Genomic DNA, 19978 nt, shown 5'->3' on the forward strand with positions numbered 1-19978 from the left:
TCTTCACCCTATATCTGATAATCGTTTTCGACAACTTTTAATCTTCCGAAATTTGTTTTATTCCACGCTCGTTCATGGAAATAGTACAGAACCATCTTGGTCACTACTTCGACCGATCCGATCGAAATCGCCATCACAAGATTTCCCGTAACAAAAAAAGATACGACCATCGTATCGATCGTTCCGACCGTTCGCCATGAAATGGCTTTGATAATACTGCGATAGTGTTTCTCTTGCATGGTTATCCTACTTTTCTCTTCAATCAGACATTTTCAGGAGGGTATTCATACAATTCAGTACTCAAATACCGTTCACCGGTATCACACAGGATTGTTACAATCGTTTTCCCTTTATTTTCCGCCCGTGCCGCGATTTTCTCAGCCGCAGCAACATTGGCTCCGGAAGAAATACCTACCAAAAGTCCCTCTCTTTTCGCTATTGTTCGTGCCGTTTCCATTGCTTCCGCATTGGTTATCCGAACGAGTTCATCGTATATTTCACGATTGAGAACCTTAGGTACAAACCCTGCTCCGATCCCCTGAATTTTATGCGGACCTGCCGGTTCGCCCGAAAGGACTGCCGAAGCATCCGGTTCAACCGCAATGATTTGAATGTTCGGGTTGTACTTTTTGAGTACTTCCCCCACACCTGTAATCGTTCCGCCTGTTCCGATAGCCGCAACAAAGATATCGATTTTCCCGTCGGTATCTCTCCATATCTCTTCTGCCGTCGTTTGACGATGGATTTCAGGATTGTCCAAGTTATTAAACTGTTGTAAAACGATTGCACCGGGAATTGAGGCTCCCAATTCGATTGCTTTTACAACCGCTCCGCCCATCCCTTTTTCCGGTTCTGTCAAAACGATTTGCGCTCCAAGCGCCGCTAAAAGGCGTCGTCTCTCCAAGCTCATTGAACTTGGCATTGTTAATATCAACTTCAATCCTAGGCTTGCGGCGACACTCGCCAACGCAATACCTGTATTTCCGCTTGTCGGTTCGATGATGACACTCTCATCCGTAATCTCACCACGCTGCAAGGATTGGAGTATCATATTGCATCCGATCCGGTCTTTGACCGAACCTGATGGATTCATAAATTCGCATTTTCCTATGATCGTTGTCGATCCGTTTGAAAAATGATTTAACGTAATGAGCGGTGTATTCCCGATAAGTTCCGTAACATTGGCTGCAATTTTCATAATTCACTCCTTTCGCGGATGAGATTCTCTCTAAAGATGAACTCTCATTCATTTTTTAAATTTGAGAAATTATAGGAGGATATTTTTTTATTGTCAAGTAATTCTATTGAATTAGTTGTATTTATTGCGTATTTTATTTCTGATGCCCTATTTTACGGACTTTTAAAAAGCATACAATTCATAGTGAATTACTAAGGATATAGAGTTAGTAGCTCTAAATAGAGCAAAATTGCTATAATTTGAACCCGATTTTACTATTTATGCTACCATTCCCAAAAAATTAGAGGATATATATGGCTATTATCTCTATTGCTTCAACCAAAGGGGGGGTGGGTAAAACCTCTCTTGCTTTCTCACTCGCAAAAGATCTTCGTTACCGTTATGCAACAAACGATATGTCGGTCGTCCTTAACAAATATAAAAATGCCCGTTATTATCCGAATAAAATTCCCCTCTACCCTGATACGGTTTACGATTTCGGAGGATTTGAAAACCCTCATGCCAATGAAATACTGCAAGAATCGGATATTATTATTCTGCCGACGACCAATGATCTTAACTCTATTATGAAAAGTCTAATATTCATTAAACATTTTAGAGAGAAAACGATTTTGGTTTTTGCTAATATGATAGAAAATCCCAATGACGCAGTGATGATTCGTGATAAAATTCATGAGCATTTCCCGAATCTTGCCTTTACCTACCTGCGACGGACAAAATTACTAAAAAATGCACTGGAGAGCGGGATGAGTGCAACGGAGCTGTATGAGAGCAACAATCACACTCAACATCTGTATAAGCAAGCATTTGGAGAATATTCGAAGATTTTGAAGCTTTTTACCGAAGAGAATTCGTCATTCCCGACTTCACATACCCCTTGAAGGTAGATTGGGAATCCAACCCTTTTGTACTTCTAACCGATTTCAATACCGGTGACTCTTTTTTTGATCGCGATTTTGTCATCATACATTTTCTTATCGGCTGATTCTATAACATCGATCAGGCTATCATGTACTTGAAACTTACTCACTCCAAATGAAAAGCTTGGTTTAAACGTCGTTTCGTGTGCCTTTAGCTTCTTACTTAAAATATCTTCTCTTAAACTATGAAGTTTATGTAATGCATCCGTTTCTGAAACCGTATCCGAAAAGAGAATCATAAATTCATCTCCTCCGTATCGTATGATATTCTTATCTACTTTTTTTAAATTATTTGCGATATAGATTAAAACTTTATCCCCGATAATATGCCCGAAAGTATCATTTATAATTTTGAAATAATTTAAATCGATCATCACAAACGTTCCTGCACACTTAAAACGCTGAGTCTCTCCGTCTAAAAAAGTATCATGCAGCCATTTTCGATTAAACACACCCGTTAGTTCATCTTTATAGACAGAGGCTTTGAGCTTTTCAATCTCTTCACGCAGCAGTTTGGTCTCCGATAAAACCTCATTGAGTACAGTTTCATCTTTCTCTTGAATCGCATGTATAGCTTTATTGGTACTTTCGCTCAACTGTTGCATATTTTTGGATGTTTCGTTGTTTAAATTGGTAAATAGTGAAATTTTTTCATTTAATTCATTCTCAGCGATATTGACTTCATCCTCTATCTCTAATCCATGTTCTGCTGCAAATTTAAAAAATAAACTGGAATAAATACTTGGGGTGACAACGCTTAAAGCATTAGCAGAGTTGATCGTTTCAGTAGAAATACGTTGCAAAATGTCTTGATTTTCATACATTCTTCTTCTCCTCCTTTTGTACAATATATAAGTATATATTTTTAAAAGTATAGCTAAAACAGTGTAATTTACTACGATTTTTTGTATAACTATTTATAAAAATTATAAAGGTTAAAATACCCCTTTTTTAGTTTATAATATATACTATAGTTACAAAAAAGGCTAAATATGGAAGATCAGGACATCGTCTCAGCCTATCGACGATCACAATGGATCAAAGTGATTGGATGGACTTTTTTAGTTCTCATCGCAGCCCTTTTTTATCACCACGAACACTCTCAAGAAATTATTGAACTCGCCAAAAATACAGCCAAAACAGCCCTTAACAAAGATCTTGCAAGCCGTGAATGGGTCATTTCACACGGCGGGGTTTACGTTCCGATCGATAATAGGACTCCCCCAAGCCCTTGGCTGTCTCACGTTCCTGAACGAGATATTAAAACTCCGGCTGAAAAATCACTTACTCTAATGAATTCATCCTACGTGTTACGACAAATGATGGAAAGCTACGGAACACTCTACGGTGAAAAAACGAGAATATCGTCCCTAAAACCGCTTAATCCCGTAAATAGGGCCAATCCTTGGGAGGAAAAAGCACTTCGTTATCTCCAAGCCAATCCAACAAAAACAGATTTTTATGAGCTGCACCAGAGCAATGAGGGTGAATACATCCGGATGATGATTCCGATGTATGTCGAAATAAGCTGTCTCAAATGTCACAACCCATCCGAAAATAAAGTCGGTGATATACGCGGTGGTGTTTCTATCTCTGTCCCCTTAAAAGCATTTATAGACATGACACGGCAGACATTGATTAATGCCTATATCTGGTTCTTTCTCATTTGGATATTGGTAAGTGGTGCGATTATTGCCGCTTCAAAAGCAATGGAAAAAAAATCGCTTCAGCTTCATGCCACTGAGGTTGAAAAAATCAAAAATTATCAAAGTATGATTTCCCTCGTCATTGATTTGATAGATAAACGAGATTCCTACACCGCCGGACATTCTCAGAGGGTATCGCATTACTGTGAAATCATTACGAGAGCCATGTATCACGATGAATCCCTCGTTAACAAAATCAAAGAGGCAGCCGTATTACACGATGTGGGTAAAATCGCAATCCCCGATTCTATATTACTGAAACCTGAAAAGCTTACGCCCACTGAAAAAGAGCTAATCAATTACCATCTCACCGCAGGATACGATCTTCTTTCAAAAGTAGATATGTACAAAGAGCTCGCCGAAATCATGCGCTATCACCATGAACGCTACGATGGAGAAGGGTATCCCCAAGGGATTTCAGGTGATCAAATCCCTCCGCTTTCTCGTATTATGATTGTTGCCGATGCTTTTGATGCTATGACGACTGACCGTATTTATAAACCACGCAAAAGTGTTGAGGAAGCAATTAAAGAGCTTGAATTGCACAAAGGTTCGCAATTTGATCCTGAGGTTGCGGATATAGCCATCGCTGTTTTAAAAGATGTCACAATCAATGCAGCCGAGCAGTTCCCGAAAACAAGTTTGGAAGAAGAACGATTTGCCTATTATCTCAAAGATCAATTGACCGGATTGAACAATCACTGGGCGCTTGAATCCATTCTAAAAATAAATCAGCATACTTTCGAATATCGGTTTGCAACGGTCATCACACTGGAAAACTTGATGGCATTCAATCGTGAAAAGGGATGGCATAGTGGAAATATTCTGCTTGAAAAATTTAGTGATCTGCTAAAAAATCGCTTCCAACACTATCATATTTACCGTATATTCGGAGATACCTTTATCATCCTGAGCCAAGAATTCATCGATATGACTCCCTCTTATGCATTCATGGAAGAGTTATTACATGATAAAAATATTACAACTTCAATCAATAGCATCCATCTCCTCGAAAAGAAAATCGACAGTATCAGTAAACTCGAAGAGTCTATCATCAGCAAACAGATTCCTTCTCTCTAAAGAGAAAGAATCTATTAGTTTAGTATCAACCCTTTTTTCACTTCAAGCCGATCGTACATCTCAAGCATATTGTCATAATCACGATGTAATGCCGTGCTGACTAAAAACGCTTCTCCGCTTACAATCTCGACCGCTTTATCCACCCGATCTACGCTATAAAGATCATACAAAGCTTGGCTGTAATCACTGAATTCAAGACCAAACTCCGCCATTTTGATCAATTCAACCACCAATACATTCATCGGTGTGATGCTAAATTCCAAATAACTCACTGCTTCTTCGATATTCCCTAACGACAGATGCATCTGCGCTTTGAGTTCTCCGATCGTAAAATTCTCCTCAAAAATCACCCCAATGAATTTTTCCACATTGAGATGATCTTCGAGTGCTTCGATCTCATCGAGTACGACTTCAGGATCGAATTGTTCAAAGTTCAAAATTACTTCGCGGTACATTTTGCCCCGATTTCGGTTGTTATAGATCAGATCATCGATCGGATACACTTCGGAGACTCCGGGAACGATCATCTGGCATGAGTAAAAGCCGAGATAATTATAATCACGGATGTAGACTTCTTTTCCCATGGATTCAAAAATTCCTGTGAGGTAGGCAAACTCATCTTCCGTACTGCTTCCGCTGTATTTCCAAGGAGCCAACTCAAAGCTCTTTTTCGCGCTTAGAAACTGTATTCCCATCTTGCCGTTTGAGTCGATGAAATGTGATTCCAGATTAAAACTCTCCGAGATAATCGACATATCAAATGTCGGTACTTCAAAACTCTCCAGATTTTCCAATCCGCGTCCCTGCATCAACTCGGTCATCGTCCGTTCCAGCGATACTTCCAAAATCGGGTGAGCTCCGAATGAAACGAAAAGGGTAGCATTGAGTGGATTGATAAACGAAATCGCCGTAACAGGATATTTTCCCCCCAATGATGCATCTAAAACATTCACGATATAGCCGAGTTCGCGCAACTTTGTCAAATCACTGTAAAGACGTTCGAACTGCTGCAAAAACTCATCATGGTAGTGCGGAAGAGCATAGCCGTTTTTAATGATCTCGATTTTCGCATACCGCTCTAAAATCTCACTCATCGACTGAACCTGTGCCTCTTTTGCCGTATTCCCCGTCGCCAAACCGTTACTGACATAAAGATTGCTGAGAATATTGATCGGGAAATAGACCACCTCATCCGAAGAGAGTTTATGAAATGGCAATGCGACAATTTTATCTTCATAATCACTGTTAAAATCGATCAGCTCATCCTGACTTAGTTCATGGTTGGGATCATAGACTTCCATTAATTGAGGGTTGAGATATCCACCCTCAAAATCAAACGCCACCTCATCGGGATAATATTTCCGCTGGGGCAGATGAAAATCGATAAAAAAGTTATTGGTTTGGAGCCGTTCGATGTATTCACCCAGCGCGCTCGCCGTAGACGCTTCAGAGTAAATCCCCTTGCCGTTGGAATAGATATGTTTCGGAGCTTCGATCGATGCGAGATTCACCGAATAGCAATGATTGAGCGGATGTTTTTCACGTGAGTAGGTGACATTGCACCCCATCTCGTTTAATATGTTCTGCATTCGCTTGATGGATTCTTCGACTGGGGCATTTTTAGAGAGTAGATTCATGGGTTCACCTATGAGTAAATTGTGCAGTGAATCGGAGAAACCAAGACCCTTACGCTTATACCGAAAGTATAACGAAAAATATATTTACAGCGTTATCGTTATGAAACAAGTTTATTATATATTAAAAATAATAATACATTAATAGATTGCGCTGTAGGATTTTCATGTATTACATCTCTCATAACGGTTGCTAAACCAAAAGGATATGAAATGACAACAGCCTTATCCCGCAGAAGCTTTTTCAAACATATGTTGGCAATCGGGGCAGTTACTTTTTTGACTTCTCCTTTATATGCTAAAGTGACTAAAATGTCCGTAAAATATCAGGAAAAATCCACCAACGGCAAAAAATGCAAAGAATGTCTCCATTTTCTAGCAGCTTCAAACGAATGTAAACTCGTAGAAGGAAAAATAAATCCTGAAGGTTGGTGTACGTTTTACGTAAAAGATCCCAAAAAAGCGTAATCTTATATACGATTACTTCTTACTTTCTATCTCACTCACTACCTGCCGCATTTTCAACAACGAATCGGGGTTGAGCGAGATCGAATCGATCCCTTCTTCGACCAAAAATCGGGTGATTTCAGGATAATCCGACGGAGCCTGACCACAGATACCGATGTATTTTCCCCGCTCTTTACACGCGCGTATCGCCATGGAGAGCATCCGTGTCACTGCATCGTTACGCTCATCAAATACCGCCGCGACCAATGCGCTGTCACGATCGACTCCGAGGGTAAGCTGAGTGAGGTCATTGGAACCGATACTGTAGCCGTCAAATATTTCCAGAAACTGGTCCGCGAGAATAACGTTGGAGGGGATTTCGCACATCGCGTATATTTCCAATGCGTTCTCCCCCTGTACCAATCCCGCTTCGTTCATGACCGCTATGGCTTTGCGCCCCTCATCAGGAGTTCGGACAAACGGGAGCATCACTTTGACATTACCCAGCCCCATGTCGTCGCGTATCCGTTTAAGCGCTTCACATTCCCACACAAATGCCTCTTTGTACTGTGGTGAATAGTAGCGGCTGGCTCCGCGAAAGCCGATCATCGGGTTCTCTTCATCGTTCTCATACGCTGCGCCGCCGACCATATGTTTGTATTCATTGGACTTAAAATCGCTCGTACGAACAACAACCGGTCTGGGATAAAATGCCGCCGCGATCATCCCTACCCCCTCGGCTATCTTGTCTATGAAAAACTTCTTCGGATCATCGTACCCGCGCATCGTTCGGTGCACGTCCTTGATATCACGAATCTCTTTACCCTGCGAAAGCTCTACCAATGCCATCGGGTGAGCCGCTACATAATGGGTGATAATGAACTCCATCCGAGCCAGCCCTACTCCGTCATTGGGAAGTTTTGCCACTTTAAATGCGATGTCAGGATTACCGACATTCATATAAAGCTTTGTTTTCGTCTGCGTGAGATTACCCAAATCGATACGCGTCGTCTCATACTCCAACAATCCCGCATAAACCCGACCGCTCTCGCCATCGGCACAGCTTGCGGTCACTTCATCGCCATCGTGAAGCAGTTCAGTCGCATTGACCGTTCCCACGATCGCCGGAACCCCGATCTCACGCGCTACGATTGCCGCATGACACGTTCGCCCTCCGCGATTGGTAATGACCGCTGAAGCTTTTTTCATGATCGGTTCCCAATCCGGATCGGTAATATCGGCGACGAGGACATCTCCCTCAACAAATCGATCCCCCTCATGGGGAGAGTGGATAATTTTGACTCTGCCCGAGCCGATTTTCTCACCGATCGCTTTTCCGCTGAGAAGTATTTTAGCTTCAGCACCCTCTTTTATGTGGTATTGCTCAAAACTGTTATCACCCATCTTGCGGCTTTGTACCGTTTCAGGACGGGCTTGCACGATAAACAGTTCTCCGCTTTGGCCGTCTTTTGCCCACTCGATATCCATCGGTCGATATTCCCCTGCGATGGCAGTGTAATGTTCTTCGATCAGAAGCGCATAACGCGCTAATGTTGCTACTTCATCATCGTTGATCGAAAAATGCTCTTGCAGCTCTTTTGGAGTAGCAAGATTGATCGTGTGGTGACGTTCATCGTAACACATCGTGAGGGCTTTGGAACCGATTTGACGTTTTAGAATGGTTGTTTTTCCCTGTTTAAGGGTCGGTTTGAATACATAAAATTCATCCGGATTGACCTTGCCTCCGACGATATTCTCACCCAATCCCCATATCGAGTTGATGAGGATCAGATTCTCAGAACCGTTTTCAGTATCGATCGTGAACATGACCCCACTGCTGGCAAGGTCGCTGCGTACCATTTTCTGTACCCCCACCGAGAGAGCGACGGCAAAATGATCATAATTTCGACTGTGGCGATAACTGATCGCACGGTTGGTAAAGAGGGAAGCAAAACACCGCTTGACATGTTCTATCAGCATCACCTCGCCCTGAACGTTGAGATAACTCTCCTGCTGACCGGCAAAACTCGCATCGGGTAAATCTTCCGCCGTGGCGGATGAACGTACCGCAACATCAACACTCACCATCGCGTACTCGTGTTCCATCACACGATAACTCTCAGCAATTTCCGTTTTCAAAACATCCGGCATCTCACCGCTGAGCATCAAAGAACGGATAGCGTCTCCGCATTGGTTCAGCGCTTCAATGTCGGTGAGATCAACCCCCTCAAAAAAATGACGTATTTTCGGTTCGAAATCGTTGTGTTTAATAAAAAGACGGTATCCATCGGCGGTCACGGCAAACCCTTCGGGAACGTTTACCCCCAGTGATTTGAGGGAGCTGATCATCTCACCCAAAGAGGCATTTTTCCCTCCGACTAAAGCAATATCTTCTAATCTCAATGAATCTAATCTGCGAATATAGTCCATAAATACTCCTTTAGAAACAACACATTTGGATAGAATACCATACAATTTTCAATATCGTATCGGAATACTTATGACATCCATAGTGCTTACCACTCTCAATGCCCGTTACGCCCATACCGCGTTAGGTCTGCGCTATCTCTATGCCAACCTTCACGAGTTACAATCCGATGCAAAAATCGTCGAATTTACGATGAACGAGCAGATTCAGAGCATCGCGGAGGGACTCCTTATCCACTCTCCCCGCATCATCGGTATCGGTGTCTATATTTGGAATGCTTCACAATGTGCTGAACTAATCCAAACCCTCAAAAAAGTCTCTCCCCAGACCATTATCGTCCTCGGCGGACCTGAAGCGGGACATCTCCCTCATCGTGTCGATTTGAGCAAAGCGGACTACATTATCAGCGGTGAGGGGGAAGTGGCTTTTTATGAGTTGTGCAAGGAATTGCTTTCTCCCGTTCGCCCTGAGCTTGTCGAAGGGGTTCATGGTTCGACAAGCTCACCACGAACGGAAGTTCCCCATTTCATTAAAGCCCCACTCCCTGATCTAAAATCGATTCATCTCCCCTACTCGGCATACGATGACGAAGACGTAGCACACCGATATATCTACGTCGAAGCATCGCGCGGTTGTCCGTTTGAATGTGAGTTCTGCCTCTCCTCCATCGATGAAAAGGTCCGTAACTTCCCCCTCGATCAACTTCTCGAAGAGTTTGAAGTCTTATGGCAAAGAGGGGCACGAAGCTTCAAATTCATCGACCGCACCTTTAATCTGAATATGACATTTGCCAACCGAATTTTAGATTTTTTTCTTTCCAAAGAGCCGCCCTATTTTGCCCATTTTGAAGTGATCCCTGACCATTTTCCCGAAGTACTCAAAGAAAAAATCGCCCGTTTTCCCGCAGGATCATTGCAACTCGAAATCGGGATTCAAACCCTCGATCCGATCATTGCCAAAGGGATTAACCGTCCTTTAAAACTCGAAAAGATTTATGACAACTTGCGATTTTTGGAAAACGAAACTTCCGCCCACATGCATCTCGACCTCATCGTTGGTCTTCCAGGAGAGAGTATCGAAGGATTCGGACGCAATCTTGATACACTAGTCTCTCTCACCCACAGCGAAATTCAGATCGGCATACTCAAAAATCTCTCCGGTACAACCCTCTCTCGTCACGACCGAGAACACGGAATGATTTACAGCGATACACCGCCGTATGATATCCTCCAAAACAACCTGCTGAGTTTTGTTCAGATTCAAAAGATGAAGCGGTTTGCCCGTTTTTGGGATATTTTTTACAATAGCGGCAGCTTTAATACAAGCGTACAGTTACTTTGGAGTGAGGATAAAGTATTTGACGGATTTTACGCCTTTAGCGAATGGATCTATACCCAAACACTTTCGACGTGGAAAATCGCACTGGAGCGTCAGATTACCTTGCTATATGAATATTTGATCCTTACTCATGATGAAGAGCAGGTACAAAAAGCGCTTATGGAAGATTTATCGACACGACCGGAGAAAACCATTCCGTTTTTTCTCAGACAAAAAACGCAAGCCAGCCCAAAAAGTGCAGATAATAGCGTCACCCCAAAACGCCAAGCCAAGCGGGCGCAACCTACGGCTTAAAGAGTCGAGCTAATCTCCTCTCCTTAATCGTTTGGAAAAGTTTTTGGGCTATAACTAGAAATACCAAAGATTAAAGGATATACATGAGAGCATTTATTTTAGCCGGGCTATTACTCGCATCCAGTGCATTTGCCGAATGCACCTATTATTCAGAAAATGCGAAAGTAACGTGGAAAGCATTTAAAACCTATGAAAAAATTGGGGTTGGAGGAACATTTGATCATGCAGTTTTCTCCCCGAAATCAGCAAAAACAGCCGAAGAATTCTTGACCGGTGCTCATATGAGTATCGAAACATCCAGTGTCAACTCCGGAAATCAAGGCCGCGATGCTACCCTCGTTGCTTCATTCTTCAAAGTCCAAAATATCGATACGATCACGGCTAAAATCCTCTCTGCCAAAGAATCCAAAGCACAAGTAGAAATCAGCATGAATGGGATTACAAAACCCATACCGATGAGTTATGCGATTCAAGAGGGGAAAATTGTGGGGAAAGGGGTGATCGACCTCAGTGACTTTAGCATGTTAAAAGCACTGCAATCCATCAACACTACCTGCTTCACACTCCATGCCGGAAAAACGTGGCAGGATGTAGAAATAGGATTTGAAATTCCTGTAGCCAATAATTGCTACTAAGTATTTCTCTTTGGAGAAATACCTACCAGTTTCGGATACGAATATGACACGACGTACATTGCTTTAGAAGCTGTGTATAATCTTCCAAAGCATCATCCATACGCCCGGCTTCAATGGATGTTACCATATCATCCGAATAGAGTCTGAGCATACTCGCTGTTTTTTGGGCAAATTTATAAGCGTACACTTGATCTTTCGGAAGGATGAATTTTATCTCATCACTCTCAAGCGTTTTTAGTGTCCCTTGAAGTTTCTTAACCCCTAATTTCATATCTTCTGACGAACTGTACAATCCGCCACGCTGAATCTGTTCCATAGCATCGAGCATACTGCGCATATCTTTCATCAACATTGTTCGATGAACTCTCTCAGTGGCTTCGCTGGAAGCCTTATCAGCGGCACAAAGTGATGATCCTGCAAGAAGGGAAGAAAGTACCAATGCTGTTACTGCTTTTTTCATGTATGTGCCTTTTAGTATTGAATGATTTCTTTGGAATATTCGGTCAGTTTAACCGTTTTAGCCGAAAGGGAAACAAGCTGTTTCGCTTGCGCAGGTCCTCCAAAAAACTCTTTAAATTCAGGTTTGAATGCTTTAAAATAATCCTGAAATTTATCCGATCCCAAAACACCTACCGCCCAAATCGTATCATCTGCAGCCACTTCCAAAACAACCGCCGCAAGAGGCTGACTTGCCGCTCCGCCTAGTACTTTCGCACCGGCGGACGCGTCGTACGCCGAGAGATGGGATGAGCAAACGATAATGCCGCTTTTGCTGTATGCCATCGTTGGTGTTGCTTTAGGGACGTATTTAATAAAACTGTCATTAGGGGTCGGGTGTGTCAACTGATGAGCACAGATTGCGCTGTACGCCACAATTGTCCGCTCTTTTCCAACACCGCTTTTCCAAACATACTCTTCGCCCGCTTCCGATTTTAACGCCACTTCCTGCTGTGTCGGTTCAGGAAGATTGATAAGCATACTCGGTGTCGAAGCATAAGGATAGTTAAAAATATAGGTTACCTCTTTTTCAAGGGAAGAAGCTTTGATCGGATTACCTGCCCCATCCACAATCTGCGCTTTTTCATACGCACTATAGAGGCGTCCGTCATCCGCGTATAATGTACCGCGAATCAATGAAGGGTTTACCGCTACAATCGTAGCCCCAGCCGCCATAACTTTCAAAAAACTTCTGCGTTCCATTCTCAATTATCCCCTCTCTCAACCCGCAGGGGCGATAGCTACCGATTTTTGTGCTTTGTCATCATCCGAATTAACGAAATCCACCACCAATGTACCCGGGCCTGTCACTTTAAACGGAAATTGGATAACCGGATTTTGGCTCGTAGCCACATCCAATTCAAAATGGGCAACAACCGCACCATTAAAAGTGGCCGTAATCTCTTTCATGTAAAAGCGAGGAAACGTTTTACCCGATTCTTTATCCTTGGTAAATCCCGTATCCATTTTATGAATGACAATGATCTTGGCTTTTATAACATCACCGACTTTGTAATTTTGATCTAAAATTTTTACTGTTCCGCGTAATTCCATTCCAATCTCCTTATCAACCGCATCCGCCGAGAGCGACTCGGACGTTTTGTGATGCTTTAAAAATTTGTCCTTTATTGGTCTTTGCCAAAATAACGACATCCTGAGTTTGCCCCATTTTCACGTTGACATACAAGTATGCGATTCCGCTCGCAGGAGTCAAATCAAAAGAGATTGCTTTGTTTGCTTTATTCTTCGTCGTCAACACTGTGATATTGCTAATGTAGTTATCGGCATTCATCGGATGGTTAATCGTCACTTCAATCGGTACAACCGCACCGTTTTCAGGTGCTTCAGGGATATTAAGCGTCATGATAGAGCTTCCGTCTTCCGCTTTTTTCCCTGATAAATACTCATTTAATAACTCAGTATACGGCATCTCAACCGCTTCTTCTGCCGCACTTAATCCATGGCGGAAAAGAATCGGATTGAGCAAACCGATCGTTGCAAGGGCAAACGTCCCTTTTATGAAACTACGTCTTTGCATATCTTCCTCTCTTTCAAAAAATCATCTTGTATTATAACAGCAAGACAAATCTAAACAATCCATAATTGCTTGAATTTGCCTTGCACGGTATCACCGTGCAAGAAGTATGATTTAGAAGAAGTCTCTGTAAAGACCTTTACCCCATTCGACAAGACCTTTACCGCCGGCAAGACCGTCAGCTCCGTCCCATTTTTCCATCGTTCCTGCATTAGCAAATCCGAATGATTTTTTGGTTTCATCGTATGCGTATTCAGCATGAACCGAAATAGCGCGCATTGGATCACCTGCAACTGCAGAATAACATACAGTAAGCGGAGAGCTCCATGTTTTTTGGCTGAGTTCTTCACCTGCAAGATATTTAACGATGTTTTTAGCAACGATTTTACCTTCGGTATTCGCCGTATTCGCTGATTTAGAGAATCCCATCGGACGAACGTCACCCGTACAGAATACGTTTTTATCACCGATAACTTGATACGTAAACGGATCGATGTTCGCTTCACCTTTGTTAAATACGCTGTCTTTCGCAACACCGGCAATTTCGAGCAATTTGTTACCGCGAACACGGCTGTAAAGTGCAGCATCGGTGAAATCGATTTCTTCACCAAGTTCCGTAACAATTTTTTGTTTGTTTGGATCGATACTTGTAATCGTCGTACTTGGCATATACGTAATATAATCTTTATACAATTTTTCAAACGCTGAGTGGAAACCGTCGGCTTTAATCGTGATATTCGGATTTTCATCCAAGATGACCACTTTACCTTTGATTTTATTACGTTTCATATAATCAGCGATCAAGCAGCTGCGCTCATACGGCCCAGGCAAACAACGGTAGTTTCCGCCGGGAACGGTTTGAACAAACACACCGCCTTCCATGTTTTCGATTTTAGATTTGAGGGTCAACGTTTCACTACCTGCGATGAATGCACCCGGGAATTTTGTTCTAAGCGCTGTTTCGAGTTCAACATCACCCTTAGTCCATTTAGAGTAATCATAATCAATCCCCGGAGCCAATACCAATACATCGTATTTTACGATCCCTTCATTGGTATAGACGGTTTTAGACGTACGATCGATTTCGTGTGCAGTTGCCTGTAAAAAGGTATAGTTACCGTTGCGTGCACCTTCTAGAAAATCGTGCGTGATAAAATCAAGTGGTAAAACACCTGTCGCTACCAAGTTGCTGATAAAGCCCGACATAAAGACGGAACGTTTGTCCATCAAAACAACATCAACTTTCGGATTAGCCTTTTTGACATATTTAGCAATTGTCAAACCTGACGGTCCTGCACCCACGATAACTACACGCGGTCCTTTTGCTGCAGGGATCGGAGCAGGTGAAAGTAAAATACTTTGCGTTGCCGCTTTAGCTCCCCCCTCATTCCCTGCTGCATAACCGCTTGATGCTGCAGCCGTAACCGCCGCCAATCCGGTAAATTTCATCGCATCTCTTCTTGATAGCGCCATCGTTAACTCCTTCGTTAAGTATAAGATTTTTGTATCAGCCGGCAGTGTATCTACGGTAACCTTAATGATTTTTAAATATTATTAATACTTATCTTATAGGAATTATCAACACGAGTTAAATCTCACATACTTATCACTAAAATAGCCTGAAAATAGCGAAAAAACAGTCAATTATCACATTAATAACAAATAAAATTTAAATAATTGTAGTATCAATTTGCAATTATGAGTGATATAAATGTGATATAAAAATCGATAACTCCTTAAAGTACAAAATGCTATGATAAAGGAAATTATTTGAGCAAGGAGGATGTGAGTATGGAAATTAACGATTGCCAGAGTTTGGAAGAGGTGCGTCAATATATTGATGACTTGGACGATCAAATTGTCGAACTGATCGCTGCTCGAAATTCTTACGTCAAACAAGCCGCAAATTTCAAACATTCCATAGAAGATATAAAAGCCAATGAGAGAATGGAAGCGGTCATGGATCGAGTTCGTTACAAAGCAATGGAATTCGGCGTCTCTCCGAATCTTCTCACTAAACTCTATTCTATAATGATTGACGCGATGGTAGAATCTGAAATCTCTGAGTTCCGGAATGCAAAATCACTATAAAGGAAATTCAATATGAACATTTTAGATTTTGAAAACCCCTATATGTTATTGTATTTTGTACCCTTTGTTTTCGCAGTACTTTATATTGTAGTCAGTTTTTTTGGAGAGAGGGGAGAATAGCTTCTCCCATTTTCTTCCTTAAAAGTGTGTCACTTCGCCTCGGCAGAATGACATAATTACTTTGCCTTGCAGTGTTTCATTTTTATAGAGGCTGTGATGGTGTGTAACCTGCGTCGTTTGGGATGGATCAAACAGAATCATATCCACCGATGAACCTACATTAATCTCCCCTGCCCTTATCCCGATCTGTCGTGCTGGAGCGCTGGAAGCAACATCCACCAGTTTTGGCATCTCAATCACATTCGTTAGAATCAAATAGGTATAAAGCAACGGTAAATATTCGGCGATTGATGTAGTTCCCACATGCGCATCATAAAACGTAATATCTTTATGAATATCGGAGTTTGGCTGATGCAGTGATGTAAGAGAATGTATATCGCCTCGTCTCAATGCATCAATAAGCTCCAAGCGTTTCGATTCATTCACCAACGGCGGATTAATTTTAGCATCTGTATCAAAGCCCAAACATGCCGAATCGTTTTTAAAGAGATGGTGAATGGCCACTTCACACTCTACACTCACCCCCAATGCACGTGCTTCAGAGATCAACTCAATCGATCGAGGCTCCGTAATACTTTTAAATACGATTTTTATCCCGAAATAGCGTGCAATTTCGATCATCGACGCAACATGAACCACTTCAGATAGTGGAGATATCCCCGGTAATCCGAGCTGTGAAGCGATCGCTCCATCAGACATGACACCGCTTTCAGTCAAACTTTTTTCTTCCGCTTTATAAAAAAGAGCCTTATCCGCCATTTTTAAATATTGTGCGATTCGAGTGATTAGATTGTAATCGGCAAGTGTCGCCGTATGTACGGCTAGAGAGCCTTTTTTAAGCATAATAGCAATATTGCTCAAAGCGTCTGTCTCGTTCAATGCACTTACCGTACTCTCAATCGTTGCGCCATGTGGCAAGCAACGATGTTGTTGGACAAACTCCAAGGTAATTTCGTTGTCGATTCGAGGGTGAGAATCACTCGATAATACAGCCGTTGTTACCCCACCGCTAAGTGCGCGTGTTGAAAGCTTTTCGAGGTTTGTACGGCTTAGCTGCGCATCTTTAAGCCGCACATCGGTATCCACAAGACCGGGGATCAAATAACATCCCTCACCTTTTATAATTTCGTCGCCGCTAAGATTCTCTCCGATTTGAGTAATTACCCCCTCTTCGATTCTCACATCCCCTTTGCGTTGCCCTCGTGCATCACAGATAATGACGTCAGAAATGACCATAATTAGCTCCCGTTCGGTATAATTACGCCATTTTAGTCTAAGAATGTTTGAAAAAGGATTAGAGTGCGCAAAATCATCTTCTTGTTCTTACCGATGATGGCACTTATGGCTGCTCCATCGGCTTATGATCAAGGTAAAAAACTCTATTTTGCAAAAGGATGTAATGGCTGTCACGGTGTATCCGCCGGCGGAACCAACATCTATCCTGCACTCGCTTATCGCCGTAAAGCCTTTTTGGTCTACAGACTCAAACAGCTTCGATCCAAACAAGGCAATACTCAGCTGGCACCCATGATGATCCCCTTTGCGATGGCACTTACCGACACGCAAATCGATGCCCTGACCACTTTTTTAAGCGACTATCACGAAAACACTAAAGAAAAGTATACTCCTGATGATTCCAATACCGGGGATGGCAGCTCATGAAACTCCTCGTCAGTGCACTCGAACACTCTGCTAATGTCCATTTAAAATATCTCTCAAAAGAGTTGGGAGACGAAGTAGCTCTCTCCGGCATTTTTGACTCATCGTTGGGAGAGAGTATCGTTGATCTGCGTGCCACTTCCGTGATGGGATTTGTCGATGCCCTCACAAAACTCCCTTTCTTCTTCCGGCTCAAAGATCAAATGGTTGAATTAGCCGCCGAAGCGGACAAAGTATTACTGATTGACTCGTCAGGATTTAATCTTCCGCTGGCCAAAGCGATACGCAAACGCTACCCAAAAAAAGAGATCATCTACTATATCCTTCCTCAAGCATGGGCATGGAAGAAAAAACGGATCCCCGTCCTCGAAAAGACAATTACACGACTGTGTTCCATTCTCCCGTTCGAACCGTTATATTATTCTCCATCCGCTCCTATCGAGTACGTCGGACATCCGCTTCTCGATGAGATTACGATCCGAAAAGAGAGCCTTATTCCTACCGGCAAGATCACTTTTATGCCCGGAAGCCGACCGGGAGAAATCAAACGGCTTATGCCGGTTTTTCGAGAGCTGCGCTTGCTGTTAGATACACAAGCACTGCTTGTAATTCCATCTCATTTTAGCTCTGAACAAATTGCAGAACTTTACGGTGATATTTCAACCTTTGAAATCACCCATGAAGCACATCAAAGTTTGGCAGAGTCAGATTTTGCTTTTATCTGCAGTGGTACGGCGACACTTGAAGCTGCCCTTATCGGAACCCCATTTATCCTCACATACATCGCCAAAAAACTCGATTACAGCATTGCCAAGGCACTTGTAAAGCTTGATTATGTCGGCCTTGGAAACATCTTATTTTCGCACGAATACAATCGTTCTATTCATCCGGAATTTATCCAAAACGAAGTCAATGCTCAAAATCTGTATAATGCCTATTGTAAAATGGACAAAGAGGCTTTTTTTAACGATGCCGGACATCTGCGCGGCCTATTAGAACATGGCAGTGCCGCTCGTGTCAGCCAGATTATTAAGGAACATAATGTTTAGAATTTTTTCATGGATCAAAACCAAGATAAGCACCTTTAGCGATGAGAAAATCATCCCCTACGTCTTTACGTTGAGTGATGGACCGATGCTCTTTCGGGATTTGCTCAAAACCAATAAAATGTATCAAGAGGGATTGAAATTAGAAGGGAAAATACCGGGATTTCGTCTCAGTACCGGGAGAAGTTTTCTGGTCTTTATTGGACTTTGGCATCTGATCATTTTGCCAATTTCGGTTGCATTTCATCCGTTTTTAGCCAAAATAGACTGCCATTTATTGATTATTATGGCAATTGTATTTACCGGGATGTTTTTTGCAACGTATGCCCTCTATAAAGAGTATTTGATCGACACCGTCGCCTTGAAGATTATCAGAAGTGCATGGGAGAACCATTTTCCCCATTTTGATTATGACCTTCATGCCAAAGAAGTTGCAAGGATTTATTCGGAAGCATTAGAAAAAGAGATACCGCATAAAAACATGCAGCTCTATATTTTGGATAAACTGGTCGAAAACAAGTAAAATTTCAGCGGCTTAGGGCAATTACCCGAGCCAAATCGCTGTCCATGTTGAGCAAGTGATTACGAAACCAATCCCCCAAACGATCCTTCACATACGCTTTGGCAAACATCAGCTTTCCGCTTGATACTTTCTCTCTAAAATAATTCATCTCTTCGAGCGCTTTTTGATGTTCTTGTTTATGTTCGGCTTTGTTCGGATAAACGATCCCTTCCATATCCGCTTCTTCTTCGGCGAAATGCCCCTGTGTATGGAGAATAACGGCATCAAAAGCCTCTAGAAACTCGCTATCGGCACTATTTTTAAGGATATCATACAGAGTATAGAACTCTTCGTGTCTTTTATCGATAGAATCTACACCGACTTTCAGAGCATCCGGCAAAGGTGACATAGAGAGCCTTTTTTATAAAAGGTATTCAATTATCGTTCTACTCTAGGGGAGAGTCTACTTTTTGTATTTTCCCAAGATGCCCATAAACGACGGGACATTCGCAGCGCCGTCATAACGACCGATTTTTTTGCCGCTTGCATCAAGAAAATGAAATGTTGGGGTTCCGATATACCCCAATCCTTCCGGAATAAAATCATTGTGAATATCGATATGCACCGGAACGTACGATTTTGCTACTTCGGACATCACCATTTTCTCTTCGAAAACTACGTCGGTCATATATTCACATGCCGGACAATTCTCTTTGGAGAGCATTACCATCACATTTTTTTTCTCTTTTTTCGCCTGTGCCAATGCGGCATCATACGACGGTGCCCATTTAAGTTCTGCCAAAGCGCAGCTTGCTAATAATGAAAGTGCTAAGATTATTTTTCCCATG

The 19978-nt window shown here is 42.3% G+C and carries 22 protein-coding genes; 9 read left to right on the forward strand and 13 right to left on the reverse strand.

Annotation, left to right across the window (positions count from 1 at the left end; all coding sequences use genetic code 11):
• Nucleotides 1–8: 8 nt before the first annotated feature.
• Both PHI47_RS05575 and cysK read right to left on the reverse strand, forming a co-directional pair.
• The gene (locus PHI47_RS05575; protein ID WP_299934740.1) at nt 9–239 is read right to left on the reverse strand and encodes a DUF2061 domain-containing protein; all 231 of its coding nucleotides are present in this window, start codon (nt 237–239) and stop codon (nt 9–11) included.
• Between the two features lie 23 nt (nt 240–262).
• Complete coding sequence (cysK, locus tag PHI47_RS05580; protein WP_299934744.1) at nt 263–1198, reverse strand: cysteine synthase A; 936 nt, start codon at nt 1196–1198, stop codon at nt 263–265.
• Nucleotides 1199–1491: 293 nt separating this feature from the next.
• Here cysK and PHI47_RS05585 point away from each other — a divergent pair, with 293 nt between their 5' ends.
• Nucleotides 1492–2079 carry a hypothetical protein gene (locus PHI47_RS05585; protein ID WP_299934747.1) on the forward strand — a complete coding sequence of 196 codons (588 nt, stop codon included), beginning with the start codon at nt 1492–1494 and terminating at the stop codon, nt 2077–2079.
• A gap of 32 nt (nt 2080–2111) precedes the next feature.
• On the opposite strand, the gene PHI47_RS05590 is transcribed toward PHI47_RS05585, so the two are convergent.
• On the reverse strand, nt 2112–2942 hold the full coding sequence (locus PHI47_RS05590; RefSeq protein WP_299934750.1) for a GGDEF domain-containing protein: 831 nt from the start codon (nt 2940–2942) through the stop codon (nt 2112–2114).
• Between the two features lie 168 nt (nt 2943–3110).
• Here PHI47_RS05590 and PHI47_RS05595 point away from each other — a divergent pair, with 168 nt between their 5' ends.
• The gene (locus PHI47_RS05595; RefSeq protein WP_299934753.1) at nt 3111–4904 is read left to right on the forward strand and encodes an HD domain-containing phosphohydrolase; all 1794 of its coding nucleotides are present in this window, start codon (nt 3111–3113) and stop codon (nt 4902–4904) included.
• Between the two features lie 14 nt (nt 4905–4918).
• Here PHI47_RS05595 and PHI47_RS05600 read toward each other — a convergent pair whose 3' ends face one another.
• Nucleotides 4919–6541 (reverse strand): YcaO-like family protein, encoded by a 1623-nt coding sequence (locus PHI47_RS05600; RefSeq protein WP_299934756.1) that lies wholly within the window; start codon nt 6539–6541, stop codon nt 4919–4921.
• Nucleotides 6542–6751: 210 nt separating this feature from the next.
• Between PHI47_RS05600 and PHI47_RS05605 the strand changes: the two genes are divergently transcribed.
• Complete coding sequence (locus PHI47_RS05605) at nt 6752–7006, forward strand: high-potential iron-sulfur protein (protein ID WP_299934759.1); 255 nt, start codon at nt 6752–6754, stop codon at nt 7004–7006.
• Between the two features lie 12 nt (nt 7007–7018).
• Here the strand turns inward: PHI47_RS05605 and ppsA are convergent, their stop codons facing one another.
• Nucleotides 7019–9415 (reverse strand): phosphoenolpyruvate synthase, encoded by a 2397-nt coding sequence (gene ppsA / locus PHI47_RS05610; protein WP_299934761.1) that lies wholly within the window; start codon nt 9413–9415, stop codon nt 7019–7021.
• A gap of 70 nt (nt 9416–9485) precedes the next feature.
• Between ppsA and PHI47_RS05615 the strand changes: the two genes are divergently transcribed.
• Together PHI47_RS05615 and PHI47_RS05620 are read left to right on the forward strand one after the other, a co-directional pair.
• Entirely contained in the window at nt 9486–11045 is a 1560-nt protein-coding gene (locus tag PHI47_RS05615; RefSeq protein WP_299934764.1) for a B12-binding domain-containing radical SAM protein, read from the forward strand.
• Nucleotides 11046–11128: 83 nt separating this feature from the next.
• A complete protein-coding gene (locus PHI47_RS05620; protein WP_299934767.1) occupies nt 11129–11680 on the forward strand; it encodes a YceI family protein in 552 nt (183 codons plus the stop codon).
• 22 nt (nt 11681–11702) lie between these two features.
• Here the strand turns inward: PHI47_RS05620 and PHI47_RS05625 are convergent, their stop codons facing one another.
• The 5 genes from PHI47_RS05625 to PHI47_RS05645 form a co-directional block, all read right to left on the reverse strand.
• A complete protein-coding gene (locus PHI47_RS05625) occupies nt 11703–12140 on the reverse strand; it encodes a hypothetical protein (protein WP_299934770.1) in 438 nt (145 codons plus the stop codon).
• Nucleotides 12141–12151: 11 nt separating this feature from the next.
• Entirely contained in the window at nt 12152–12880 is a 729-nt protein-coding gene (locus tag PHI47_RS05630; RefSeq protein WP_299934772.1) for a sulfur oxidation protein, read from the reverse strand.
• An 18-nt stretch (nt 12881–12898) separates the two neighbouring features.
• A complete protein-coding gene (soxZ, locus tag PHI47_RS05635; RefSeq protein WP_299934776.1) occupies nt 12899–13231 on the reverse strand; it encodes a thiosulfate oxidation carrier complex protein SoxZ in 333 nt (110 codons plus the stop codon).
• A 13-nt stretch (nt 13232–13244) separates the two neighbouring features.
• The gene (locus PHI47_RS05640) at nt 13245–13715 is read right to left on the reverse strand and encodes a thiosulfate oxidation carrier protein SoxY (RefSeq protein ID WP_299934779.1); all 471 of its coding nucleotides are present in this window, start codon (nt 13713–13715) and stop codon (nt 13245–13247) included.
• Nucleotides 13716–13826: 111 nt separating this feature from the next.
• Nucleotides 13827–15185 carry an FAD/NAD(P)-binding oxidoreductase gene (locus tag PHI47_RS05645; RefSeq protein ID WP_299934781.1) on the reverse strand — a complete coding sequence of 453 codons (1359 nt, stop codon included), beginning with the start codon at nt 15183–15185 and terminating at the stop codon, nt 13827–13829.
• A gap of 318 nt (nt 15186–15503) precedes the next feature.
• Here PHI47_RS05645 and PHI47_RS05650 point away from each other — a divergent pair, with 318 nt between their 5' ends.
• Entirely contained in the window at nt 15504–15803 is a 300-nt protein-coding gene (locus PHI47_RS05650; RefSeq protein WP_299934783.1) for a chorismate mutase, read from the forward strand.
• Nucleotides 15804–15941: 138 nt separating this feature from the next.
• Here PHI47_RS05650 and PHI47_RS05655 read toward each other — a convergent pair whose 3' ends face one another.
• The gene (locus tag PHI47_RS05655) at nt 15942–17159 is read right to left on the reverse strand and encodes an amidohydrolase family protein (protein WP_299934785.1); all 1218 of its coding nucleotides are present in this window, start codon (nt 17157–17159) and stop codon (nt 15942–15944) included.
• Nucleotides 17160–17222: 63 nt separating this feature from the next.
• Here PHI47_RS05655 and PHI47_RS05660 point away from each other — a divergent pair, with 63 nt between their 5' ends.
• From PHI47_RS05660 to PHI47_RS05670, 3 genes are read left to right on the forward strand one after another with little or no spacing between them, the layout of a single operon-like run.
• Nucleotides 17223–17585, forward strand: a complete 363-nt coding sequence (locus PHI47_RS05660) for a cytochrome c (RefSeq protein ID WP_299934787.1) — start codon at nt 17223–17225, stop codon at nt 17583–17585.
• Nucleotides 17582–18631, forward strand: coding sequence for a lipid-A-disaccharide synthase (gene lpxB / locus PHI47_RS05665; RefSeq protein WP_299934789.1), 1050 nt, complete (start codon nt 17582–17584; stop codon nt 18629–18631). The genes PHI47_RS05660 and lpxB overlap by 4 nt, the downstream gene beginning before the upstream one ends.
• Complete coding sequence (locus PHI47_RS05670; RefSeq protein WP_299934791.1) at nt 18624–19151, forward strand: hypothetical protein; 528 nt, start codon at nt 18624–18626, stop codon at nt 19149–19151. The genes lpxB and PHI47_RS05670 overlap by 8 nt, the downstream gene beginning before the upstream one ends.
• Nucleotides 19152–19155: 4 nt before the next feature.
• Here the strand turns inward: PHI47_RS05670 and PHI47_RS05675 are convergent, their stop codons facing one another.
• Together PHI47_RS05675 and PHI47_RS05680 are read right to left on the reverse strand one after the other, a co-directional pair.
• Nucleotides 19156–19539, reverse strand: coding sequence for a hemerythrin family protein (locus PHI47_RS05675; RefSeq protein WP_299934794.1), 384 nt, complete (start codon nt 19537–19539; stop codon nt 19156–19158).
• Between the two features lie 54 nt (nt 19540–19593).
• On the reverse strand, nt 19594–19977 hold the full coding sequence (locus tag PHI47_RS05680; RefSeq protein WP_299934797.1) for a thioredoxin family protein: 384 nt from the start codon (nt 19975–19977) through the stop codon (nt 19594–19596).
• Nucleotide 19978 lies beyond the last annotated feature (1 nt).

The organism is Sulfuricurvum sp. (genome assembly GCF_028713855.1).
GTDB lineage: Bacteria > Campylobacterota > Campylobacteria > Campylobacterales > Sulfurimonadaceae > Sulfuricurvum.